The sequence below is a fragment of the Nocardia sp. CY15 genome (assembly GCF_009829295.1).
In the GTDB taxonomy this organism is placed as follows: domain Bacteria; phylum Actinomycetota; class Actinomycetes; order Mycobacteriales; family Mycobacteriaceae; genus Nocardia; species Nocardia sputi.
Genome location: NZ_VUOT01000006.1, coordinates 69,383 through 86,934 on the forward strand (window position 1 = coordinate 69,383; position 17,552 = coordinate 86,934).

General features: G+C 69.2%; 15 protein-coding genes and 1 pseudogene. 12 read left to right on the forward strand and 4 right to left on the reverse strand.

The annotated features are described in order from the left end of the window. Positions 1-82 precede the first annotated feature (82 nt). From GVY39_RS10200 to glmM, 5 genes are all read left to right on the forward strand, one after another. Positions 83-2,575, forward strand: a complete 2,493-nt coding sequence (locus GVY39_RS10200) for an FHA domain-containing protein (RefSeq protein ID WP_159922963.1) — start codon at positions 83-85, stop codon at positions 2,573-2,575. A 100-nt stretch (positions 2,576-2,675) separates the two neighbouring features. After that, on the forward strand, positions 2,676-4,328 hold the full coding sequence (locus tag GVY39_RS10205; RefSeq protein ID WP_159922965.1) for a hypothetical protein: 1,653 nt from the start codon (positions 2,676-2,678) through the stop codon (positions 4,326-4,328). Between the two features lie 176 nt (positions 4,329-4,504). Next, positions 4,505-4,948 (forward strand): 50S ribosomal protein L13, encoded by a 444-nt coding sequence (gene rplM, locus GVY39_RS10210; protein WP_040864934.1) that lies wholly within the window; start codon positions 4,505-4,507, stop codon positions 4,946-4,948. Then, the gene (rpsI, locus tag GVY39_RS10215; protein ID WP_159922967.1) at positions 4,945-5,463 is read left to right on the forward strand and encodes a 30S ribosomal protein S9; all 519 of its coding nucleotides are present in this window, start codon (positions 4,945-4,947) and stop codon (positions 5,461-5,463) included. Before rplM ends, rpsI begins: the two co-directional genes overlap by 4 nt. A 216-nt stretch (positions 5,464-5,679) precedes the next feature. After that, a complete protein-coding gene (gene glmM, locus GVY39_RS10220) occupies positions 5,680-7,056 on the forward strand; it encodes a phosphoglucosamine mutase (RefSeq protein WP_159922969.1) in 1,377 nt (458 codons plus the stop codon). A gap of 205 nt (positions 7,057-7,261) precedes the next feature. Here glmM and GVY39_RS10225 read toward each other — a convergent pair whose 3' ends face one another. Further along, a complete protein-coding gene (locus GVY39_RS10225; protein WP_159923194.1) occupies positions 7,262-8,917 on the reverse strand; it encodes an ABC-F family ATP-binding cassette domain-containing protein in 1,656 nt (551 codons plus the stop codon). Between the two features lie 148 nt (positions 8,918-9,065). On the opposite strand from GVY39_RS10225, the gene GVY39_RS10230 reads away from it, so the two are divergent. From GVY39_RS10230 to GVY39_RS10250, 5 genes are all read left to right on the forward strand, one after another. Beyond that, the gene (locus GVY39_RS10230; RefSeq protein ID WP_159922971.1) at positions 9,066-9,257 is read left to right on the forward strand and encodes a PspC domain-containing protein; all 192 of its coding nucleotides are present in this window, start codon (positions 9,066-9,068) and stop codon (positions 9,255-9,257) included. Between the two features lie 88 nt (positions 9,258-9,345). Continuing rightward, the gene (locus GVY39_RS10235) at positions 9,346-9,651 is read left to right on the forward strand and encodes a DUF6802 family protein (protein WP_159922973.1); all 306 of its coding nucleotides are present in this window, start codon (positions 9,346-9,348) and stop codon (positions 9,649-9,651) included. 205 nt (positions 9,652-9,856) lie between these two features. After that, positions 9,857-10,168: a hypothetical protein gene (locus GVY39_RS10240; RefSeq protein ID WP_159922975.1), complete on the forward strand. Its 312-nt coding sequence runs from the start codon at positions 9,857-9,859 to the stop codon at positions 10,166-10,168. 58 nt (positions 10,169-10,226) lie between these two features. Continuing rightward, positions 10,227-11,966 (forward strand): hypothetical protein, encoded by a 1,740-nt coding sequence (locus GVY39_RS10245; RefSeq protein ID WP_159922977.1) that lies wholly within the window; start codon positions 10,227-10,229, stop codon positions 11,964-11,966. 49 nt (positions 11,967-12,015) lie between these two features. After that, positions 12,016-12,366 (forward strand): hypothetical protein, encoded by a 351-nt coding sequence (locus GVY39_RS10250; RefSeq protein ID WP_159922979.1) that lies wholly within the window; start codon positions 12,016-12,018, stop codon positions 12,364-12,366. 27 nt (positions 12,367-12,393) lie between these two features. Here the strand turns inward: GVY39_RS10250 and GVY39_RS10255 are convergent, their stop codons facing one another. Continuing rightward, on the reverse strand, positions 12,394-13,251 hold the full coding sequence (locus tag GVY39_RS10255) for a hypothetical protein (RefSeq protein ID WP_159922981.1): 858 nt from the start codon (positions 13,249-13,251) through the stop codon (positions 12,394-12,396). Between the two features lie 36 nt (positions 13,252-13,287). Here GVY39_RS10255 and glmS point away from each other — a divergent pair, with 36 nt between their 5' ends. Next, on the forward strand, positions 13,288-15,171 hold the full coding sequence (gene glmS / locus GVY39_RS10260) for a glutamine--fructose-6-phosphate transaminase (isomerizing) (RefSeq protein ID WP_159922983.1): 1,884 nt from the start codon (positions 13,288-13,290) through the stop codon (positions 15,169-15,171). Between the two features lie 49 nt (positions 15,172-15,220). Here glmS and GVY39_RS10265 read toward each other — a convergent pair. Next, positions 15,221-16,410: pseudogene (locus GVY39_RS10265) on the reverse strand (MFS transporter). Between the two features lie 135 nt (positions 16,411-16,545). On the opposite strand from GVY39_RS10265, the gene GVY39_RS10270 reads away from it, so the two are divergent. Beyond that, positions 16,546-17,037, forward strand: a complete 492-nt coding sequence (locus GVY39_RS10270) for a MarR family winged helix-turn-helix transcriptional regulator (protein ID WP_159922985.1) — start codon at positions 16,546-16,548, stop codon at positions 17,035-17,037. A 79-nt stretch (positions 17,038-17,116) separates the two neighbouring features. Here GVY39_RS10270 and GVY39_RS10275 read toward each other — a convergent pair whose 3' ends face one another. Then, positions 17,117-17,545, reverse strand: coding sequence for a cupredoxin family copper-binding protein (locus GVY39_RS10275; protein ID WP_159922987.1), 429 nt, complete (start codon positions 17,543-17,545; stop codon positions 17,117-17,119). Positions 17,546-17,552 lie beyond the last annotated feature (7 nt).

Sequence of the window (17,552 nt, forward strand, 5' to 3'; positions counted from 1 at the left end):
ACAGCGTTCACGTCGCCGGATCGCGGCAATTGGCGCATCGGGGGCACCGCCGATGTCCGGGTGATGGAATAGTATCCGCTGCATGTCTTCACCGGGGGCGCAGACCATCACCGTGCGCCATGATGGAAACGAACGAGTATTCGATTCGAGCCAGCAGGTCACGATGGGCCGCGCGCCGGAGGTGACGCTGTTCGTCGACAGCCCGCTCGTTTCTCGTGTGCACGCGACGCTGGCCTGGCAGGGCAGCGCCTGGGTGTTGACCGACAACAGGAGCACCAACGGGGTGTTCGTCGACGCGCGCAGGCTGACCCAGCCGGTGTCGATCGACCGGCCAACCCAGGTCCGGCTCGGTGACGCCATCAGCGGTCCGCTGTTGCATCTGCTGCCGGCGAGCCCGCAACCACCGCACCGGCCTTCGGTGCGACCCCCGCAGCAGGCGCCCCAGGCGCAGCCCGGTCCGCCGCCGCAGGCGGTCCGGCGACCCGCGCAGCAGTTCCAGCGTCCGCACTATTCCCCGCCGCAGGACACGCCCGCGCCCGCGCTGAACGTCAACATGACGACCAGGGCCGAGACCTCGAACATGCCGCCGGTCCGGGCCAGGGCCGCCACGGCGCCCATCGCCCGCGCCGACCGGATCCCGCAGACCGGGCTGAGCATCGGCCGCACCACCGACAACCAGATCGTCGTCAACGATCCGCTGGCCTCGCGCAAGCACGCCCGTCTGGTCGCCTCCGCCGAGGGGCTCACCATCGAGGACCTCGGTTCGGCCAACGGCACGTTCGTCAACGGCCACCGCCAGCAGCGGGTGGTGCTGCGCGAACGGGACATCATCACCGTCGGCAACGTCGACTTCGTCGTCCAGCAGGGCACATTGGTGCACCGGCAGAAGCCGGTCGCCGAGCAGGGCCTCGCGGTGCACGGGGTCGGCTTCACCGTCGAGGGCAACAAGCAACTGCTCGTCGACGTGAACATGTCGGCCAGTCGCGGGACGCTGACCGCGCTGATCGGGCCCTCCGGTGCGGGCAAGTCGACGCTGTCGCGCCTGATCGCAGGCACCACCCGGCCCTCGGGCGGCGTGGTCACCTTCGAGGGGCGCAACCTGCACGCCGAGTACGAGGCGCTGCGTTCCCGCATCGGCATGGTGCCGCAGGACGACGTGCTGCACCGCCAGCTCACGGTGCGCCAGGCGCTCGGTTTCGCGGCCGAGCTGCGGCTGCCCCGGGACAACAGCAAGCAGGACCGGCAGAAGGTCATCGACGGTGTATTGCAGGAGCTTTCGCTCACCGAGCACGCCGACACCAGGGTCGACCGCCTTTCCGGCGGTCAGCGCAAACGCGCTTCGGTGGCGCTGGAGTTGCTGACCGGCCCGTCGCTGCTGATCTTGGACGAACCGACCTCCGGCCTCGATCCGGCACTGGACCGCCAGGTCATGGTGATGCTGCGCGAGCTGGCCGACGCCGGCCGCGTGGTGATCGTGGTGACCCACTCGGTGGCGCACCTGGACATGTGCGACCAGGTGCTGCTGCTGGCCCCCGGCGGCAAGACCGCCTACTGCGGCAACCCGGCCGGTGTCGGCGCGGCGCTCGGCACCAGCGACTGGGCGGAGATCTTCGCCAACGTCGCGGCCAACCCGGATCAGGCGTTCGCGGCCTATCGCTCCCGGCAGGCGTTCGCACCGCCGCCTCCGCCGCCTCCGCAGCCGTACGGGTCCGCGGGCAGTCCACCGCAGTCCAGTCGCGGAAAGCAGTTCTCGACCCTGGCGCGCCGTCAGATCCGGCTGATCCTGGCCGACCGCGGTTATCTCACGTTCCTCGTGATCCTGCCGTTCATCCTCGGTGCGCTCTCGCTGGTGGTGCCGGGGAAGAACGGTTTCCAACGCGGCGCGTTGAAAGCGCTGCCGGACGGCACATTCGTGCCGGAGGGCGGCAGTGAGACGCAGCAGCTACTGGTGGTGCTCATTCTGGGCGCCTGCTTCATGGGCTCCACGCTCACAGTGCGCGACCTGGTCGGCGAACGGACCATCTTCCACCGCGAACGCGCTGTCGGGCTGCTGCCTTCGGCGTACCTGATGGCTAAGATCGCCGTGTTCAGCCTGACCGCGCTGCTGCAATCAGCGGTGCTGGTCGGCATCGTGCTCGCGGGCAAGAAGCGTCCTGGAGAGGGGGCGGTGCTGGCCTCCGGCAGCGCGGAGCTGTACATCGACATCGCGCTGACCGCGATCTGCTGCGTGGTCCTCGGCCTGTTGCTCTCGTCGCTGGCGAAGTCGAACGAGCAGGTGATGCCGTTGCTGGTGGTGGCCATCATGTGCCAGCTGGTGATGGCGGGCGGTCTGATCCCGGTCACCGGCCGCATCGTGCTGGAGCAGGTGTCCTGGCTGTTCCCGGCGCGCTGGGGCTACGCGGCCGGTGCGTCGACGGTGAACGTCCGTGAGTTGTTCCTGAACGCGCAGCCCGACACGCTCTGGCAGCACAAACCGGAGATCTGGGCGCTGGACGCGGGCGTGCTGCTGTTGATCACCGTGGTACTGGCGGTCCTCACCTGGCGCCGCTTGCGACTGAAGAAGTCGGCGGCGTGACGCGGCTTCGAGCGTTCGCGGGCGCCCCGGTGCGCGAAAGCGGCTCCGAGCGGCGCGGGAGGGCAACGACGAGCATCTCGGCCGCGAACCGGGCACACTTATGCCTGTGACGGTGCGAGTAGGGGCAGTGCATCTCGGCTGGGATGTGGTGTCTGTGGCGGCCGGTGGCGGTGGCATCCCCATCCGCCCGGTGCAGGTGGAGGGTATGTGGACGCCGCCGGCCTATCTGCTGGCGGATTCGTCGGGCCGGTTGCATACGGCGGGCGTGGAACGCAACAGGCCGGATCTCGGAATGGCGATCGCCGACGTGCGCGACATCCTCGGACATCCGCAGATCGTGGTCGCGGGCGCGACGTGGCCCGCGGAGCTGGTCTTCCGCGCGCGCATGTACAACCCGCTCGCGGAGATCGGCAAACACTTGCGCGGCAAACCGGACCTGGTGGCGCTGCCCTTCCCGGACAACTGGCCGGAGGAGAAGGTCGAGGTATACGCCTCGATGGTGGAACAGCTCGACGTGATGGTGGAGCCGCTGCCGGAGAGCGTCGCGCTGTCCGGCTACGTCCGAGCGCTCGGACTGGTGCACCCGCCGGACCGCTCCATGCCGCACGGCATCGGCGCGACGGGCGTGTACTCGGACGGCCGCAGCATGCTGGTGGTCGCGGTGCACGGCGACGACGAGCAGCCCACCGAGTCGGTCGACGTTCCGGTCGACGCGGAGGCCATGCGCGATGCCAGGTCGGCGGACGACGTGGTGATCGAGGTGATGGCCGCTGCGCGTTCGATCGGCGCGGACACCTCGACGGTCCTGCTGTCGGGCAACGTGCGCTTCAACGACGCGTTGCGCCTGGCTTTCCAGAACCATCTCGGCCACCGGCTGCACGTGGCCGACCATCCGATGCACGCGCTCGTGCTCGGCGCGGCGCACCTGCTGGTCAGCGACACCGAAGCCGAGGAGCCCGAGCCGGCGGGCAGGCATGCCGAGCCTGTCCCGCAGCGCCCGGTGGACGCGCGGCCCCAGGCCGAGTACCCCGCGCCGCCGCAACCCGCGGACGCCGGACAGCGATCGACCGGGCCGGTGCCCGGCGTCCAGTACGGGCCGGGATACCCGACCCAGCACGACGAGGCGCCGCGGGGTCTCCCGCCGAACCTCGCCGAGCTGGGCAGTCGCTTCACCCGGCCGCCGAGCGCGCCCGACGAGCAGCAGACCGGGCGTCCGCAGGGCGACCTCGCGGGCCCGCCGTCGGGGCCGCTGCCCGGTGGGCCGGTGCCGCCGCTGGGCCCGCAGCCGCCCTACTCGGGCGCACCGGAGCCGTTACACGGCGGACAGCGCCAGGACGCCTGGCAGGACCCGGAGTCCGATGCGGACGATCGGCACCGCAAGGGCAAGCTCTGGAACAAGATGAAGGGCAATTTGTTCGGAGCGAACACCGTCGCCGGGGCAGTGGCACTGGCCGTGGTCGCGCTTCCGTCCGGAGGCGATCGGGTCGAGCTGACCGCGCGGCAGGTCGTGGGGGACACGGGATCGGTGGTCGCGGAGGAGATGGCCGCCGACGGTGCGGCCGAGCCGGTCGCGTGTCCGAGCGTCCCCTACGCGATCACCAAGCCCAGACCGGGAGTCACCACAGCGCGGGGGAACGGGCCCGAAGGCCACGAAAGCGTCGCCGAGTGCGGGCGGCCGGACGTCGACACCCTGCGTTACCTGGTCCCCGGCCCGCCCGGAGCCATGGACTTCGGTCCGCCGATCGAAATCTGACGCGATTTCTTCCCGCGATACCCCACTGGTATCGTGGCTCGTTGGCGTGTGGAACGTCCGGTCGATCCCTGGTGGATCGCCCGAGCGTCCACCGAGCCCCGGGTCTCCACCGGCCGCCGGGAACACTCTCGACCGCACGCTCGGCTGGCAACACCGACGACAGACAGGGAAGCACTGTGCCTACGTACAGCCCCAAGGCGGGTGACGTGACCCGTAAGTGGTACGTCATCGACGCCACTGACGTAGTGCTCGGCCGTCTCGCCGTCCAGGCAGCGAATCTGCTGCGTGGCAAGACGAAGCCGACCTACGCCCCGCACGTCGATGGTGGCGATTTCGTCATCATCATCAATGCCGACAAGGTCGCCATCAGCGGCAACAAGCGGCAGGACAAGCTGATCCACCACCACTCCGGGCACCCGGGCGGCCTCAAGTCGCGGACCGTCGGTCAGGTGTTGGAGACCCGTCCCGATCGGCTCGTGGAGAAGGCCGTCAAGGGCATGATCCCGAAGAACAAGCTCGGTAACGCCATCGCGGGCAAGCTGAAGGTCTACGCCGGCCCCACGCACCCGCACGCCGCTCAGCAGCCCATTCCGTTCGAGATCAAGCAGGTGGCCCAGTGACCGCTCCCGAGGAATTCAACGAGGACTTCGTCGAGGAATTCGACGCTGCCGAGCCCGTCGAGGACGGTGCGGGTTACGAGGACTCCGAGGCTTCGGACTCTTCCGAGACCTACGCTCCGGTCGTGATCGACCGCCCGGTGCAGACCGTCGGCCGCCGCAAGGAGGCCGTCGTGCGCGTGCGCCTGCTGCCCGGCTCCGGCAACTTCGTGCTCAACGGCCGCACCATCGAGGACTACTTCCCGAACAAGGTGCACCAGCAGCTGGTCAAGTCGCCGCTGGTGACCGTCGAGCGCACCGAGAACTTCGACGTGCACGCCCGCCTGGTCGGCGGCGGCCCGTCCGGCCAGGCAGGCGCCCTGCGGCTGGCCATCGCCCGCGCGCTGATCGAGGTCACCCCGGACGATCGTCCCGCCCTCAAGCGGGCCGGCTTCCTGACTCGTGACCCGCGTGCCACCGAGCGTAAGAAGTACGGTCTGAAGAAGGCGCGCAAGGCGCCGCAGTACTCGAAGCGCTGATTTCGGCATCGTCGGCCCTCCGCATCCGGCGCCCTCGCGGTGCCGGAGGCGGTACGGTCGACGCGGCAGCTGTACGAGAGCAGGCTTCCAGCGAACAGCTGGTCGCCTGCTCTCGCGCTGTATGAAGATGTGGCGTGCGTGGGGCTTGCATGGTGCACAGTCCGGTGCCTCCCAGGGCCGACGCTCACGTCACGGATCACCAATGAGGGGCGAGGTATGGGACGGTTGTTCGGCACCGACGGAGTCCGCGGGCTTGCCAACGAGTCGCTGAGTCCGGAGTTCGCGCTGCGCGTTTCCGGAGCGGCCGCGCAGATCCTGAGCCGGGGCAAGAAGCGTGCGCTCGCGGTGGTCGGCCGCGATCCCCGGGCCAGCGGAGAGATGCTCGAGGCCGCGGTGACCGCCGGCCTGACCGCGGCGGGCGTGGACGTGCTCTCGGTGGGAGTGCTGCCGACGCCGGCCGTCGCCTACCTCACCGGTCTGTACGATGCCTGTCTCGGCGTGATGATCTCCGCCTCGCACAACCCCATGCCGGACAACGGCATCAAGATCTTCGCCGCGGGCGGGCACAAACTCGACGACGCGATCGAGGACCGGATCGAGGCGCTCGTCGCCGCGGACACCCCGTTCCGCCCGACCGGCGCCGGTATCGGACGGGTGCGCAGCGCGGCGGGCGCGCGGGATCACGGGCTGGTCATCCCGGACCAGTACAGCCTCGCGGGCACCCACGAGCGTTACGTGGAGCACCTGGTGGAGGCGACCGGCCAGGACCTGTCCGGGCTGACCGTCGTGGTCGACTGCGCGCACGGCGCCGCCGCCGAGGTGGGGCCCGCCGCGTATCGCGAGGCGGGAGCGACAGTGATCGCCATCAACGCCGAACCCGACGGGCTGAACATCAACGACGGCTGCGGCTCGACCCATCTCGACCAGGTGCGGGCGGCGGTAGTGGAGCACGGGGCAGACCTGGGCCTGGCGCATGACGGCGACGCCGACCGCTGCCTGGCCGTCGACGCCTACGGCAACGTGGTCGACGGTGACGCGATTCTGGCCATCCTGGCGCTGGCCATGCACGAGGCGGGCGAGCTGGCCGAAAACACCCTGGTCGCCACCGTGATGAGCAACCTCGGCCTGCACATCGCCATGCGCGCGGCCGGAATCACCTTGCGCACCACCGCGGTCGGCGACCGTTACGTGCTCGAGGAGTTGCGGCGCGGCGGCTACACGCTGGGTGGCGAGCAGTCGGGGCATGTGGTGTTCCCCCGCCATGGCACCACCGGCGACGGCATCCTGACCGGCCTGCGCCTGATGGCCCGGATGGCGCAGTCCCGGCGCACTCTGGCCGACCTGGCGAGTGTGCTGCAAACCGTGCCGCAGATCCTGGTGAACGTGCCGGTCAGCGACAAAGCCGTGGTCGCGCGCGCACCGGAGGTGCGGGAAGCGGTGCTGGAGGCGGAGCGGACGCTCGGCGACTCCGGGCGAGTACTGCTGCGCCCCAGCGGCACCGAGGAGCTGGTGCGGGTGATGGTGGAGGCCACCGATCCGGCACAGGCGCGGCAGCTGGCGGACGATCTCGCCAAACGGGTAGCGGCTGTGTGATTTCGGCGGCGCCTTCGGCGCTGGGTGTTCGGTCTCGCTTCGCTCGAAACCGGAATCGCGGTGCGCTGGGCGCGGCGGCGTTCGAGCTCACGCCATGGTGCGCGTGGCTTGCGGTGAGTATCGGTGCGGTCGTTCGTCGCCGATGTCGCGGTGACTCGGACGCGAGCTGTCTACGGTTGTCGCTCGAGCATTCCTGCGCCGGGTGTCAGTGCGTCTCGGTGAGTACGCCGGCAGCTATGTGCCAGCGACGGGTCGCGCGGACGGTGTCGAGCATGCGGCGGTCGTGGGTGACGAGCAGGAGTGTGCCGGTGAACGATTCGACGGCCTGCTCCAGCTGTTCGATGGCGAGAAGGTCCAAGTGGTTGGTCGGCTCGTCCAGCACGAGCAGGTTCACCCCGCGGGCTTGGAGCAGTGCGAGGGCGGCGCGGGTGCGTTCACCGGGGGAGAGGGTGTCGCACGGCCGCAGCACGTGCGGGCCGCGCAGACCGAATTTGGCCAGCAGTGTCCGCACTTCCGCCTCCGGCAGGTCGGGTACCGCGGCCCCGAATGTGTCGGCCAGGGCGGCGGTTCCGCGGAAAAGTTCGCGTGCCTGGTCCACCTCCCCGATCTCGACACCGGAGCCCAGGCTCGCGGTCCCGCTGTCCGGCCGGAGCTTACCCAGCAGCAACGCCAGCAAGGTGGACTTTCCGGAGCCGTTCGCCCCGGTGAGCACGATGCGATCCGCCCAGTCGACCTGGGTGGTGATCGGTCCCAGCGTGAAGTCGCCGCGGTTGACCCTCGCCTGGGACAGCGTCGCCACCACCGAGCCGCTGCGCGGGGCCGTGGCGATGCTCATGCGCAGCTCCCACTCCTTACGCGGCTCCTCCACTGCCTCCAATCGTTCGATGCGGCGCTGGGTCTGCCTGGCTTTGGCGGCTTGCTTCTCGGTCGATTCGGCCCGCATCTTGCGGCCTGCCTTGTCCGAATCCAGCTTCCTGGGATCACGCGCCTTACGGCGTGCGTTGCGGACGCCGTGCTCGAGCCAGTTGCGCTGCATCTGCGCGCGGGCCTCCAGGCTCGCTCTGGTGTCGGCGTACTCCTCGTAGGACTCGCGCGCGTGCTGCCGAGCGATCTCGCGCTCCATCAGATACGACTCGTAACCGCCGTCGTACTGCCCCACCTGTTGCTGGGCGAGGTCCAGCTCCACGATGCGATTCACGGTGCGCGCCAGGAATTCCCGATCGTGGCTGATCACCATCAGCGGCACCCGCACGCCCGCGACGAACCGCTCCAGCCGGGCCAGGCCGTCCAGGTCCAGGTCGTTGGTCGGCTCGTCCAGCAGCAGGATGTCGAAGCGCGACAGCAGGACCGAGGCCAGCCCGGCGCGTGCGGCCTGGCCACCGGACAAACCGGTCATCGGCGTGTCCAGGCCGCTCGGCAGGCTGTCGGCGAGGCCGAGGTCGGCGGCCACCTCGTGGGCGCGCTGGTCCAAGTCGGCGCCGCCGAGAGCCAGCCAGCGATCCAGCGCGGGGGAGTACTCGTCCGGCCCGCCTCCGGCGAGTCGCTCGGCCGCGGCGTCCATCGTCCGCTGGGCCGCGGTGACTCCCGTTCGGCGACTGAGGAAATCGAAGACGGTCTCACCCGCGACACGCTGCGCCTCCTGCGCCAGGTAACCGACCGTCGCGTCCGGCGGACTGAGCGTGATGCTGCCCGTCGGCGCCTGCCGCTCGGCGAGCATGCGCAGCAGCGTCGACTTACCCGCGCCGTTCACGCCGACCAGGCCGATCACGTCGCCCGGCGCGAGGGTCAGATCGAGGTCGGCGAACAGCGTGCGCTCGCCGTGACCGGCCGACAGGCCGCGGGCATGCAGAGTGGTGCTCACCAGCACGAGTCTGCCGTGCTCAGGGTCGCACCCTGAGGTCGGCCCCCGGGAGAAATCAGGGTCGGTATCGCCCGCCGGGCCGATGGCGCGGCCTGCGGCGGCGAGGACAGTGGAGGTCGTAGCGATCACCGCCAGAGAGGGAAGACCAATGACCGTCCCCACCCGCCGTTTCGCCCGTTCCGCCCACGACAAGTGGATCGCAGGCGTCTGCGGTGGCATCGCCGACTACCTCGGCTGGAATGCCAACGTCGTCCGTCTGCTGTTCGTGGTGTCGTGCCTGCTGCCCGGTCCGCAGTTCATCCTCTACCTCGTACTGTGGCTGGTGATGCCGAAGAAGTGAGCTGGAAGGCTGCGCCGAGCCCGCTCGGCTGTCAGGATGGGATGATGCCGCTTGTGCGGCACCGTACGAGTCCTGCTGAGGAGGAGTCATGATCACCTCGGAATTCCCCGGTCTGGATATACCCGGCATCGACGCGTCCTCGTCGCTCGGTGGATTGGGTGCGATCGAACTGCATCACCCGACCCAGGACATCGACGGCGACGGCACCCTCGACACCATCACCACGACGGGCGAGGAGGCGATGCACGTCTGGACCGACTACGACCACGACGGCTTCGCCGACCACGTCACCGTGGTGGAGAAGGACGGCGACTACGCCGCATGGGAATTCCACCGCCACCCCGACGGCACCTCCGAGTGGGTTCGCACCGATCATGGCCGGATCGGCGGCTAGCCGAACCGGCAGCGGAGGAACCGATTCGGACGCGCCCACGTCCAACGATCCGACACGAGCGGTTCGGCCGCCGTGATCGTTGTGCCGCCGGCGCGAAATTCGGGGGAACCGGGTGTCGGCGTGTTGCGTCGAAGGAAGTACGGCGGAATCAGGCGCGAACGAGATTCGCGTCGGCGCAATGACACTACGAGGATGGAGGGGAATCGTGGGCGGGTCGGAGATGGTCGGTGTCCGGACGGGGGAGCTCGGTGCGCTGGGCAGCGACTACCGGAGATCGGCGGACGCCGTCCGCGACCAAGCCGTGCGGGTCGCCGATCACCGGTTCGGCATCGCCGGCGAGGCGGGCCGCAACTACGCGCCGCAGGGAACGGCGGTTCATCAGGGGCTGGACCGAATCAGCGCATGGCTGCGGAATTGGAGCGACGCCACCACCGCGACCGCCGACGCGCTCGGCGCCGCCGTAGTGGCATACGCCGAGACCGACCAGCAACGCGCCTCCGAGACGAACAAGACATGAAACCGCCGAATGACAAGTGTTCGCACCAGCGACGCCACACATTCGAGGAGTCGGAATCATGACGATTTCGTGGCAGGGCAAGGCGATCGACACCCTCTTGGACGAGGGCAGCGCGGGCCTGCAGTACTGGATCGAGTTCATGCCGCTGTACGAGGCGGCGTTCGGCGGCGACGGGGGGCGCGGGAACGTCGACAAGCTGCTGGCGATGTACGACGAGCAGCGCGGCATGCGGGTGGAGAAGCTGGAGCAGGCGGGCGAGGCGCTGAAAGTCGCTCTGGCCGAGGTCGATCGGCAATGGGACGCGCAGCAGGGCTACAACCGCAGGTTGCCCGAGTTGTGGCAGGGAACGGCGGCCGCCACCGCGCTCGACATGCTCGGCAAACAGTCGGTCCTTGCCGACGAGGACCGGCAGCACGCCCGGGCGGCCATGACCGTGATCGCGGATATGGCCGGTTCGTTGCGCTCGGCGGTCGCCGCGAAGGCGTTCGCCACCCGTGAGTTGCTGGAGGGCCCGGTGGGCGGCAGCAAAGTCGTCAAGGTCGACGGTAAGACTCCCGAAGACGTGAAAGTCATTGTCGACGTGCACAATGCGCGGGAGTGGATCGACGCCGACCAGGTGCGCGAACTCGGCCGCATCTTCCCCGCGCTCGCCGTGCCGGAGGACCAGATCAACAAAAGCGTTCTCGGCTTCATCAATTCCGACAGCAAGAATCTGCTCACCGGCGCGTACGGCGACCGGGTCCGCAGCGTCACCGACGAGTGGCTGACCAAGACCTTCAAACCGGATTTCGATCGAAAACTGGCGTCGTATGTCGATGTCTGCGCCGAGGTCGATCGTCTGTTCAAGGACCAGTACAAGAACCTGACCGATGCGATGGCGCAGGTATCCGAGCAGGCCTACCCCCGCCCGGAAGGACCGGCCACCCCCCAGCCGGATGCTCTTGTGAGCCAGGACAATCCCACGAACACGGCTGCCCCGGGGCCGCCTGGGACACCCGCCACCACGACCCCGGCGAGTACCACACCCAGCAGCGTACCCACGTCGACCACACCGACCACACCCACTACTCCGACCACGCCCAGCAACCCGACCACCCCGGCGCTCAGGACGCCGTCGCTGGACGGGTTGGCGGCGATCAGCCAGGTGGCCAGGGAGTTCTCCCCCCTGGCAACGGGTCTCGGCCAGGCGGTCACCCAGGGGCTGTCCGCGCTGAGCGGCACGATCAAAAGCGGGGTCGATGACGCGGTCGAAAAGCTCATGCAGAGCGTCGATCCGAAGAACGCCGAGGCCGACGTCGAAAACGAAGAAGCCGAGAACGAGAAAGTGGCGCCGAAGGCCGAATTCGATATCGGCGGAAAGCATGTGAAGTTCGAGATGGGGCCGGACGGCCGGTTGAAACTCCTCCTCTCCGACGCCACCGGCGAAGAACAGGAGTTCACCGTCGAGCTGAACGAGCACGGGATGCCGATCATCTCGACCACCGATCCGAAAGCGGAGAACGCACAGCCTCCGGCGCCTGAGGCTTCGGCGCCTGAGGCTTCGGCGCCTGAGGTTCCGGAGCCGGAGGCTCAGGAGAAGCAGAAATTGCCCGACCCGGCCCCGGAGACCGAAACAGGTCGGCCCGGTCTGCCGAGCGCGACCCCGCCGAGCACCCGCCGCGAAGAAGACGGCGAGCACTACCCGAAGCCGCTGCCGGAGCAAGGCGAGCCGGAACCCGACACCCCGGTGGACAGCGGCGCGGAACTCGCCGAAGCCGGACCGCTGGGAGCGGACTTCGCCGAGGCTGGTCCGCTGTGAGCGCGGCCGCGACCGGTACCGCCACGTCGGAGGAGCGAGGAGGCGCCGCGTGGTGAATTACGCCGAGGAAGCGAGGCAACTCGCCGCCGAGAATCAGCGCCGCATGTCTCTGCTGCTCGACGAGATCCAGGCGATCAACGAGCAGACCGCGGCGACCGGCCGAGAGTTCGCCGATCGCTTGACCGCGGACATGGACCAGTTCTGGGCGACGCACGCCGCCGAACTGGACAAGGCCGCCGCCGAGGCGGAGGCGCAGCGACGGTTGGAGGACGAAGCGCGGGAGCAGCGCGAGGCCGTCGCGCGATCGATGGCCGCCCGGCGAGCCAATCAGACGGTCGCGCCGGTCGACGAGGAGGACGAGGAGGCCAAGTTCTACCAACGCAAGAGCTGGCTGATCTGACCGGCGCTCCGGACACCGGTGAGTCGGCTACCGTCGCAGCAGCGCGGCCAACTGGCCGACCTTCAGCTTCGGCGGCTCCTTCTCCTGCGGCGCTTCGGGGTCGATGACCGTGGTGTGCGGGATGACCTCGTCGGGCTCGGCGAAGGGACGGTAGGTCTTGTCGCCCGTCAGCGTGGCGAGCAGGTATCCGGCCAGCAGGGCGCGGGTGATGCGCGCGGTCTTCGATTCGTGCTTGCCCGCGCCGATGGCGGCGAGGACGCGCCGGCCCTCGATGATGCCGTTGTGCGAGGCCTTGTCGACGGCGCGCAGGATCGCGGGACCACCCCACGCGGTGGTCAGCGGGATGGCGTTGGAGCTGACCGAGGTGATGTCGGTCGCGCCGGCCAGGATCAACGCCGGAACGTCGAGCTCGGGCGCGACGGCTTCGGCGGCCGGCGACGTCGGCGCGGGGAACAGCGCCACGACGGTGGCGACGTCGCGGCGTCCGGCGGCGATGACGGCGGCGCCCGCGCCCATGCCGTGTCCGGCCAGGGCGAGACGCTCCGGGTGCACGCTGATCTCGCCGTCGCCGAGCCGCACGCCGGTGCAGATGTCGAGCGTGGTCAGCAAGTCGGCGGCCAGCCCCAGATGTGACGGGATCGGCCCGCGCTCGGTGTCCGGGGCGGCGGCCACAATTCCCCACGAAGCGAGGTGTTCCAGCAGGGTGCGGTAGTGCCCCGCCGCGGTCAGCCAGCCGTGCCCGAAGGCGACGGCAGGTAGATTCCGCCCGGACTCGGGGGTGAACACCACCCCCGGCTGGCCGGCGATGGCCAGATTGCCGCGCAACACGCGGTGCGGGCCCCGGCTGGTCAGGGTGCTCAGTAGCGATTTCACAGACGCCGACACGACGTGAACGTTATCCGATAAGTAGTGTGGTGAGCCATGTGCGGAATCGTGGGGTACGTCGGGTACCGAGACGCGCTCGGCGTCGTCGTTGACGCGTTGCGCCGCATGGAATATCGCGGTTACGACTCCGCGGGTGTGGCGATCCTGGACGGCGCGGGCGCGCTGGCGGTGGAACGCAAGGCGGGTCGCCTGGCCAACCTGGAGGCCCAGCTGTCGCAAACCGGCATCGACCGCTTCGTGGGCACCACGGGCATGGGGCACACCCGCTGGGCGACGCACGGCGCGCCGACCGACCGCAACGCGCACCCGCATCGGGACGACAGCGGCAAGGTCGCGGTGGTGCACAACGGCATCATCGAGAACTTCGCTCCGCTGCGCCGCGAACTGGAGGACGCCGGGGTCGAGCTGAGCAGCGACACCGACACCGAGGTAGCCGTGCACCTGGTGGCCCGCGCGTATGCGAACGGCCCGACCGCCGGTGACTTCGCGGCCAGCGCGCTGGCCGTGCTGCGCCGTCTGGAGGGCGCGTTCACCCTGGTCTTCACGCACGCCGATCACCCGGACACGATCGTGGCCGCGCGCCGTTCCACGCCGCTGGTGGTGGGCGTGGGCAAGGGCGAGATGTTCATCGCCTCGGATGTCACGGCGTTCATCGAGCACACCAGGGAGGCGGTCGAGCTCGGTCAGGACCAAGCTGTCGTGATCAACCTGGACAGCTACCGGGTGACCGATTTCACCGGCGAGGACGCGAGTTCGCGCACCCGCCCGTTCACGATCGACTGGGACCTTGCCGCGGCCGAGAAGGGCGGCCACGACTACTTCATGCTCAAGGAGATCGAGGAGCAGCCCGCCGCGGTCGCCGACACCCTGATGGGGCATTTCAGCACCGATCGCGACGGCGCGGGCCGGATCGTGCTGGACGAGCAGCGTCTGGCCGACCAGGAGCTGCGCGATTTCGACAAGGTGTTCGTCGTCGCGTGCGGAAGCGCCTACCACTCCGGTCTGCTGGCCAAATACGCCATCGAGCACTGGACGCGGTTGCCCGTCGAGGTCGAGCTGGCCAGCGAATTCCGCTACCGGGATCCGGTGCTGGATCGCTCCACGCTGGTGGTGGCGATCTCCCAGTCCGGCGAGACCGCCGACACGCTGGAGGCGGTGCGCCACGCGAAAGAGCAGAAGGCGCGCGTCCTGGCGATCTGCAACACCAACGGCGCGCAGATTCCCCGCGAGTCCGACGCGGTGCTCTACACCAGGGCCGGGCCGGAGATCGGCGTCGCCTCCACCAAGGCGTTCCTGGCCCAGGTGACCGCGAATTACCTGGTCGGGCTCGCCTTGGCGCAGGCGCGCGGCACCAAGTACCCCGACGAGGTCGCCCGCGAGTTCGCCGAACTGGAGGCAATGCCGAAGCTGGTGGAACGCGTGCTGGAGACCGCGCCGCAGGTGCGGACCATCGCACGGGAACTCGCGCAGGTGCCGACCGTGCTGTTCCTGGGACGTCACGTCGGCTACCCGGTGGCGTTGGAGGGCGCGCTCAAGCTCAAGGAGCTGGCCTATATGCACGCCGAGGGATTCGCGGCGGGCGAGCTCAAGCACGGTCCGATCGCGCTGATCGAGGACGGCCTCCCGGTGATCGTGGTGATGCCGTCGCCGAAGGGTCGCGCGGTGCTGCACTCGAAGTTGCTGAGCAATATCCGGGAGATCCAGGCGCGCGGGGCGCGCACGATCGTGATCGCCGAGGAAGGCGACGACACGGTTCGCCCGTTCGCCGACGACCTCATCGAGATTCCCAGCGCGCCGACTCTCTTCCAGCCGCTGCTGTCGACGGTCCCGCTGCAGATCTTCGCCGCCGAGGTGGCGCAGGCTCGAGGTTACGACGTCGACAAGCCCCGCAACCTGGCTAAATCCGTCACCGTGGAATAGGCACGGCGGCCGTGCACCCTCGAGTGCGCGGCCGCCGCTTCGCATGTTTCTATGCGTGCACCGCGTCCGATGGCTCCGCCGCAACGGCGGGGGTGTCGCGGCGTTCGAGGTATCCGGACAGGACCGCGAGACCCAGCGCGACCAGAACCAAACCCACGCCGACCCAGTTGGGGGAGGTGTAGCCCAGACCCGCTGCGATCACGACGCCACCGAGCCAGGCCGACACGGCGTTGCCGAGGTTGAACGCACCGATATTGACCGCGGAGGCCAGGGTGGGCGCGCCCGCCGCGTGGTCGAGGACGCGCTTCTGTAGCGGCGGGACGGTCGCGAAGCCGAGTGCGCCGATCAGCACGACTGTGACGGCGGCGGCCACCTTGTGGTGCGCGGTGACGGTGAACAGCGCGAGCACGATCGCGAGCCCGCCGAGGGTGAGATACAGCATCGGCATCAGGTGGCGGTCGGCGAACTTGCCGCCGATCAGGTTGCCCGCGAAGAAGCCGAGCCCGAAGAGCACCAGCAGCCAGATGACCGAACTCTCCGCATAGCCGGTGACCTCGGTCATCATCGGCGCCAGATAGGTGATCGCTGCGAATACGCCGCCGAAGCCGAGCACCGTCATCGCCATCGCCAGCAGCACCTGGGGATTGCGGAACACCGCCAATTCGGTGCGCAGCCGCGCGTCCGCGCGGGGGCGGGTTGTTCCGGGACCAACGCCGCGACTCCCACCAGCCCGACCAACCCGACCAGCGCGACGAACAAGAAGGTCAGCCGCCAGCCGAAGTGCTGACCGAGCAGCGTTCCGAGCGGCACGCCCACGATCGTGGCGACGGTGAGACCGGTGAACATGATCGCGATCGCACCGGCACGCCGGTCGGCGCTGACCAGCGTCCCCGCGACGACCGCGCCGATACCGAAGAACGCGCCGTGGGCGAGCGACGCCACGATCCGTCCGCTGAGCATCAGCCCGAAGGTGGGTGCGACCGCGGAGAGCACGTTGCCGAGAACGAGCAGCGTCAGCATGCCGAGCAGCATGCGTTTGCGCGACACCCGGGTGCCGAGGCCGGTCATCAACGGCGCACCCACCACGACGCCTAGCGCGTACCCGGTGACCAGCAGGCCTGCCGTGGGGATGGACACCGAATAGGTGCCCGCGATGTCGGGCAGAAGACCGACGACGACGAATTCCGTCGTCCCGATCCCGAATGCCCCGAGGGTCAGGGCGAGGAGTGCGAGCGGCATGGAGCCTCCACATGGATGTTGCCTTAGAGCTTTACAGGCGCAAACAATAATTGCATACGCTTTATAATTGCAAGCGCTGGATATTGCGTAGCCTGTCTATCCTGGAGGCACGATCCCCCGAGCCGAAGGAACGCCATGACCGCGGATGCCGCCCTGACGGGCCTGGCCGATGGTTGGTACGCACTCTCGCTGCTGCACGACCGGATCGAGGCGCACATCGAGCGGGCGCTGCAATCCGGCCACGACCTGAGCGTTCGCGAGTTCTCGCTGCTGGTCGTCCTGAGCCGCCAGCACGATGGCCCCGGCGGGCACCTGCGCATGAACCAGGTCGCCGAAGCCGTGGTCCTGAGCCAGAGCGCCACCACCCGCCTGGTCTCCCGGCTCGAAGATCGCGGCCTGCTCCAGCGCTACCTGTGCCCCGACGACCGTCGTGGCATCTACACCGACGTCACTCCGGCGGGATTGGACCTGCTCGCGCGGGCCCGGCCCACACACGACGCCGCCCTCGCCGGCGCGCTCGGTCAAGCCGCCGCCAACCCCGAACTCGCTCCGCTCGTGGCCGCGGTCGAAGCCCTCAACACCAGCTCGGCGCGTGGCGCACGCCCCCGCGACTACCGCCCGGTCTGACCGGATACAAGGAGGAGCCTGCGATCTGTCGGCAGGCATGTGGTGGTCCGCGAACGCGCCGCACCGCGCCCTCGCCCCGCTATTCGACGGTGACCGACCCGCGCATCTCCGGATGCAGTGAGCAGAGGTAGCGGTAGGTGCCCGGCGTGGTGAAGGTGTAGCTCCACTCGCCCCGGTCGAGGATCGGGCTGTTGATGCCCATCGCCTTGTCGCCGATGCCCTGCACGGTGTGCGGGACCTGGTCGTCGAATTTCCAGGTGACCGTGTCGCCGACCGCGACGGCGACCTCGGCGGGGGAGAATTCCATATCGTCCACCACCACGGTGGCGGCGGCGGGTTTGCGCTCGCCGGTCTGCTGAGCGGTGGTGGTGGGCCGAGCCGGTTTCCTCGTGGTGGTGGCGGCCGAGCCGGGTTCGTCTCCGCCGCAGCTCGACAGCAGCAGCGCCCCGGCCAAGGCGACTCCCGTGACGAGGCGGACAGTCCCGGTGTGGCGGCGGACGCTTGGCATGATGGCC

Coding starts and splice junctions, on each gene's coding strand:
- GVY39_RS10230 (WP_159922971.1), top strand. CDS start 9,066: ATGACCGTCCCCACCCGCCGTTTCGCCCGTTCCGCCCACGACAAGTGG.
- glmS (WP_159922983.1), top strand. CDS start 13,288: ATGTGCGGAATCGTGGGGTACGTCGGGTACCGAGACGCGCTCGGCGTC.
- GVY39_RS10200 (WP_159922963.1), top strand. CDS start 83: ATGTCTTCACCGGGGGCGCAGACCATCACCGTGCGCCATGATGGAAAC.
- GVY39_RS10270 (WP_159922985.1), top strand. CDS start 16,546: ATGACCGCGGATGCCGCCCTGACGGGCCTGGCCGATGGTTGGTACGCA.
- glmM (WP_159922969.1), top strand. CDS start 5,680: ATGGGACGGTTGTTCGGCACCGACGGAGTCCGCGGGCTTGCCAACGAG.
- GVY39_RS10245 (WP_159922977.1), top strand. CDS start 10,227: ATGACGATTTCGTGGCAGGGCAAGGCGATCGACACCCTCTTGGACGAG.
- GVY39_RS10275 (WP_159922987.1), bottom strand. CDS start 17,545: ATGCCAAGCGTCCGCCGCCACACCGGGACTGTCCGCCTCGTCACGGGA.
- GVY39_RS10205 (WP_159922965.1), top strand. CDS start 2,676: ATGCCTGTGACGGTGCGAGTAGGGGCAGTGCATCTCGGCTGGGATGTG.
- GVY39_RS10235 (WP_159922973.1), top strand. CDS start 9,346: ATGATCACCTCGGAATTCCCCGGTCTGGATATACCCGGCATCGACGCG.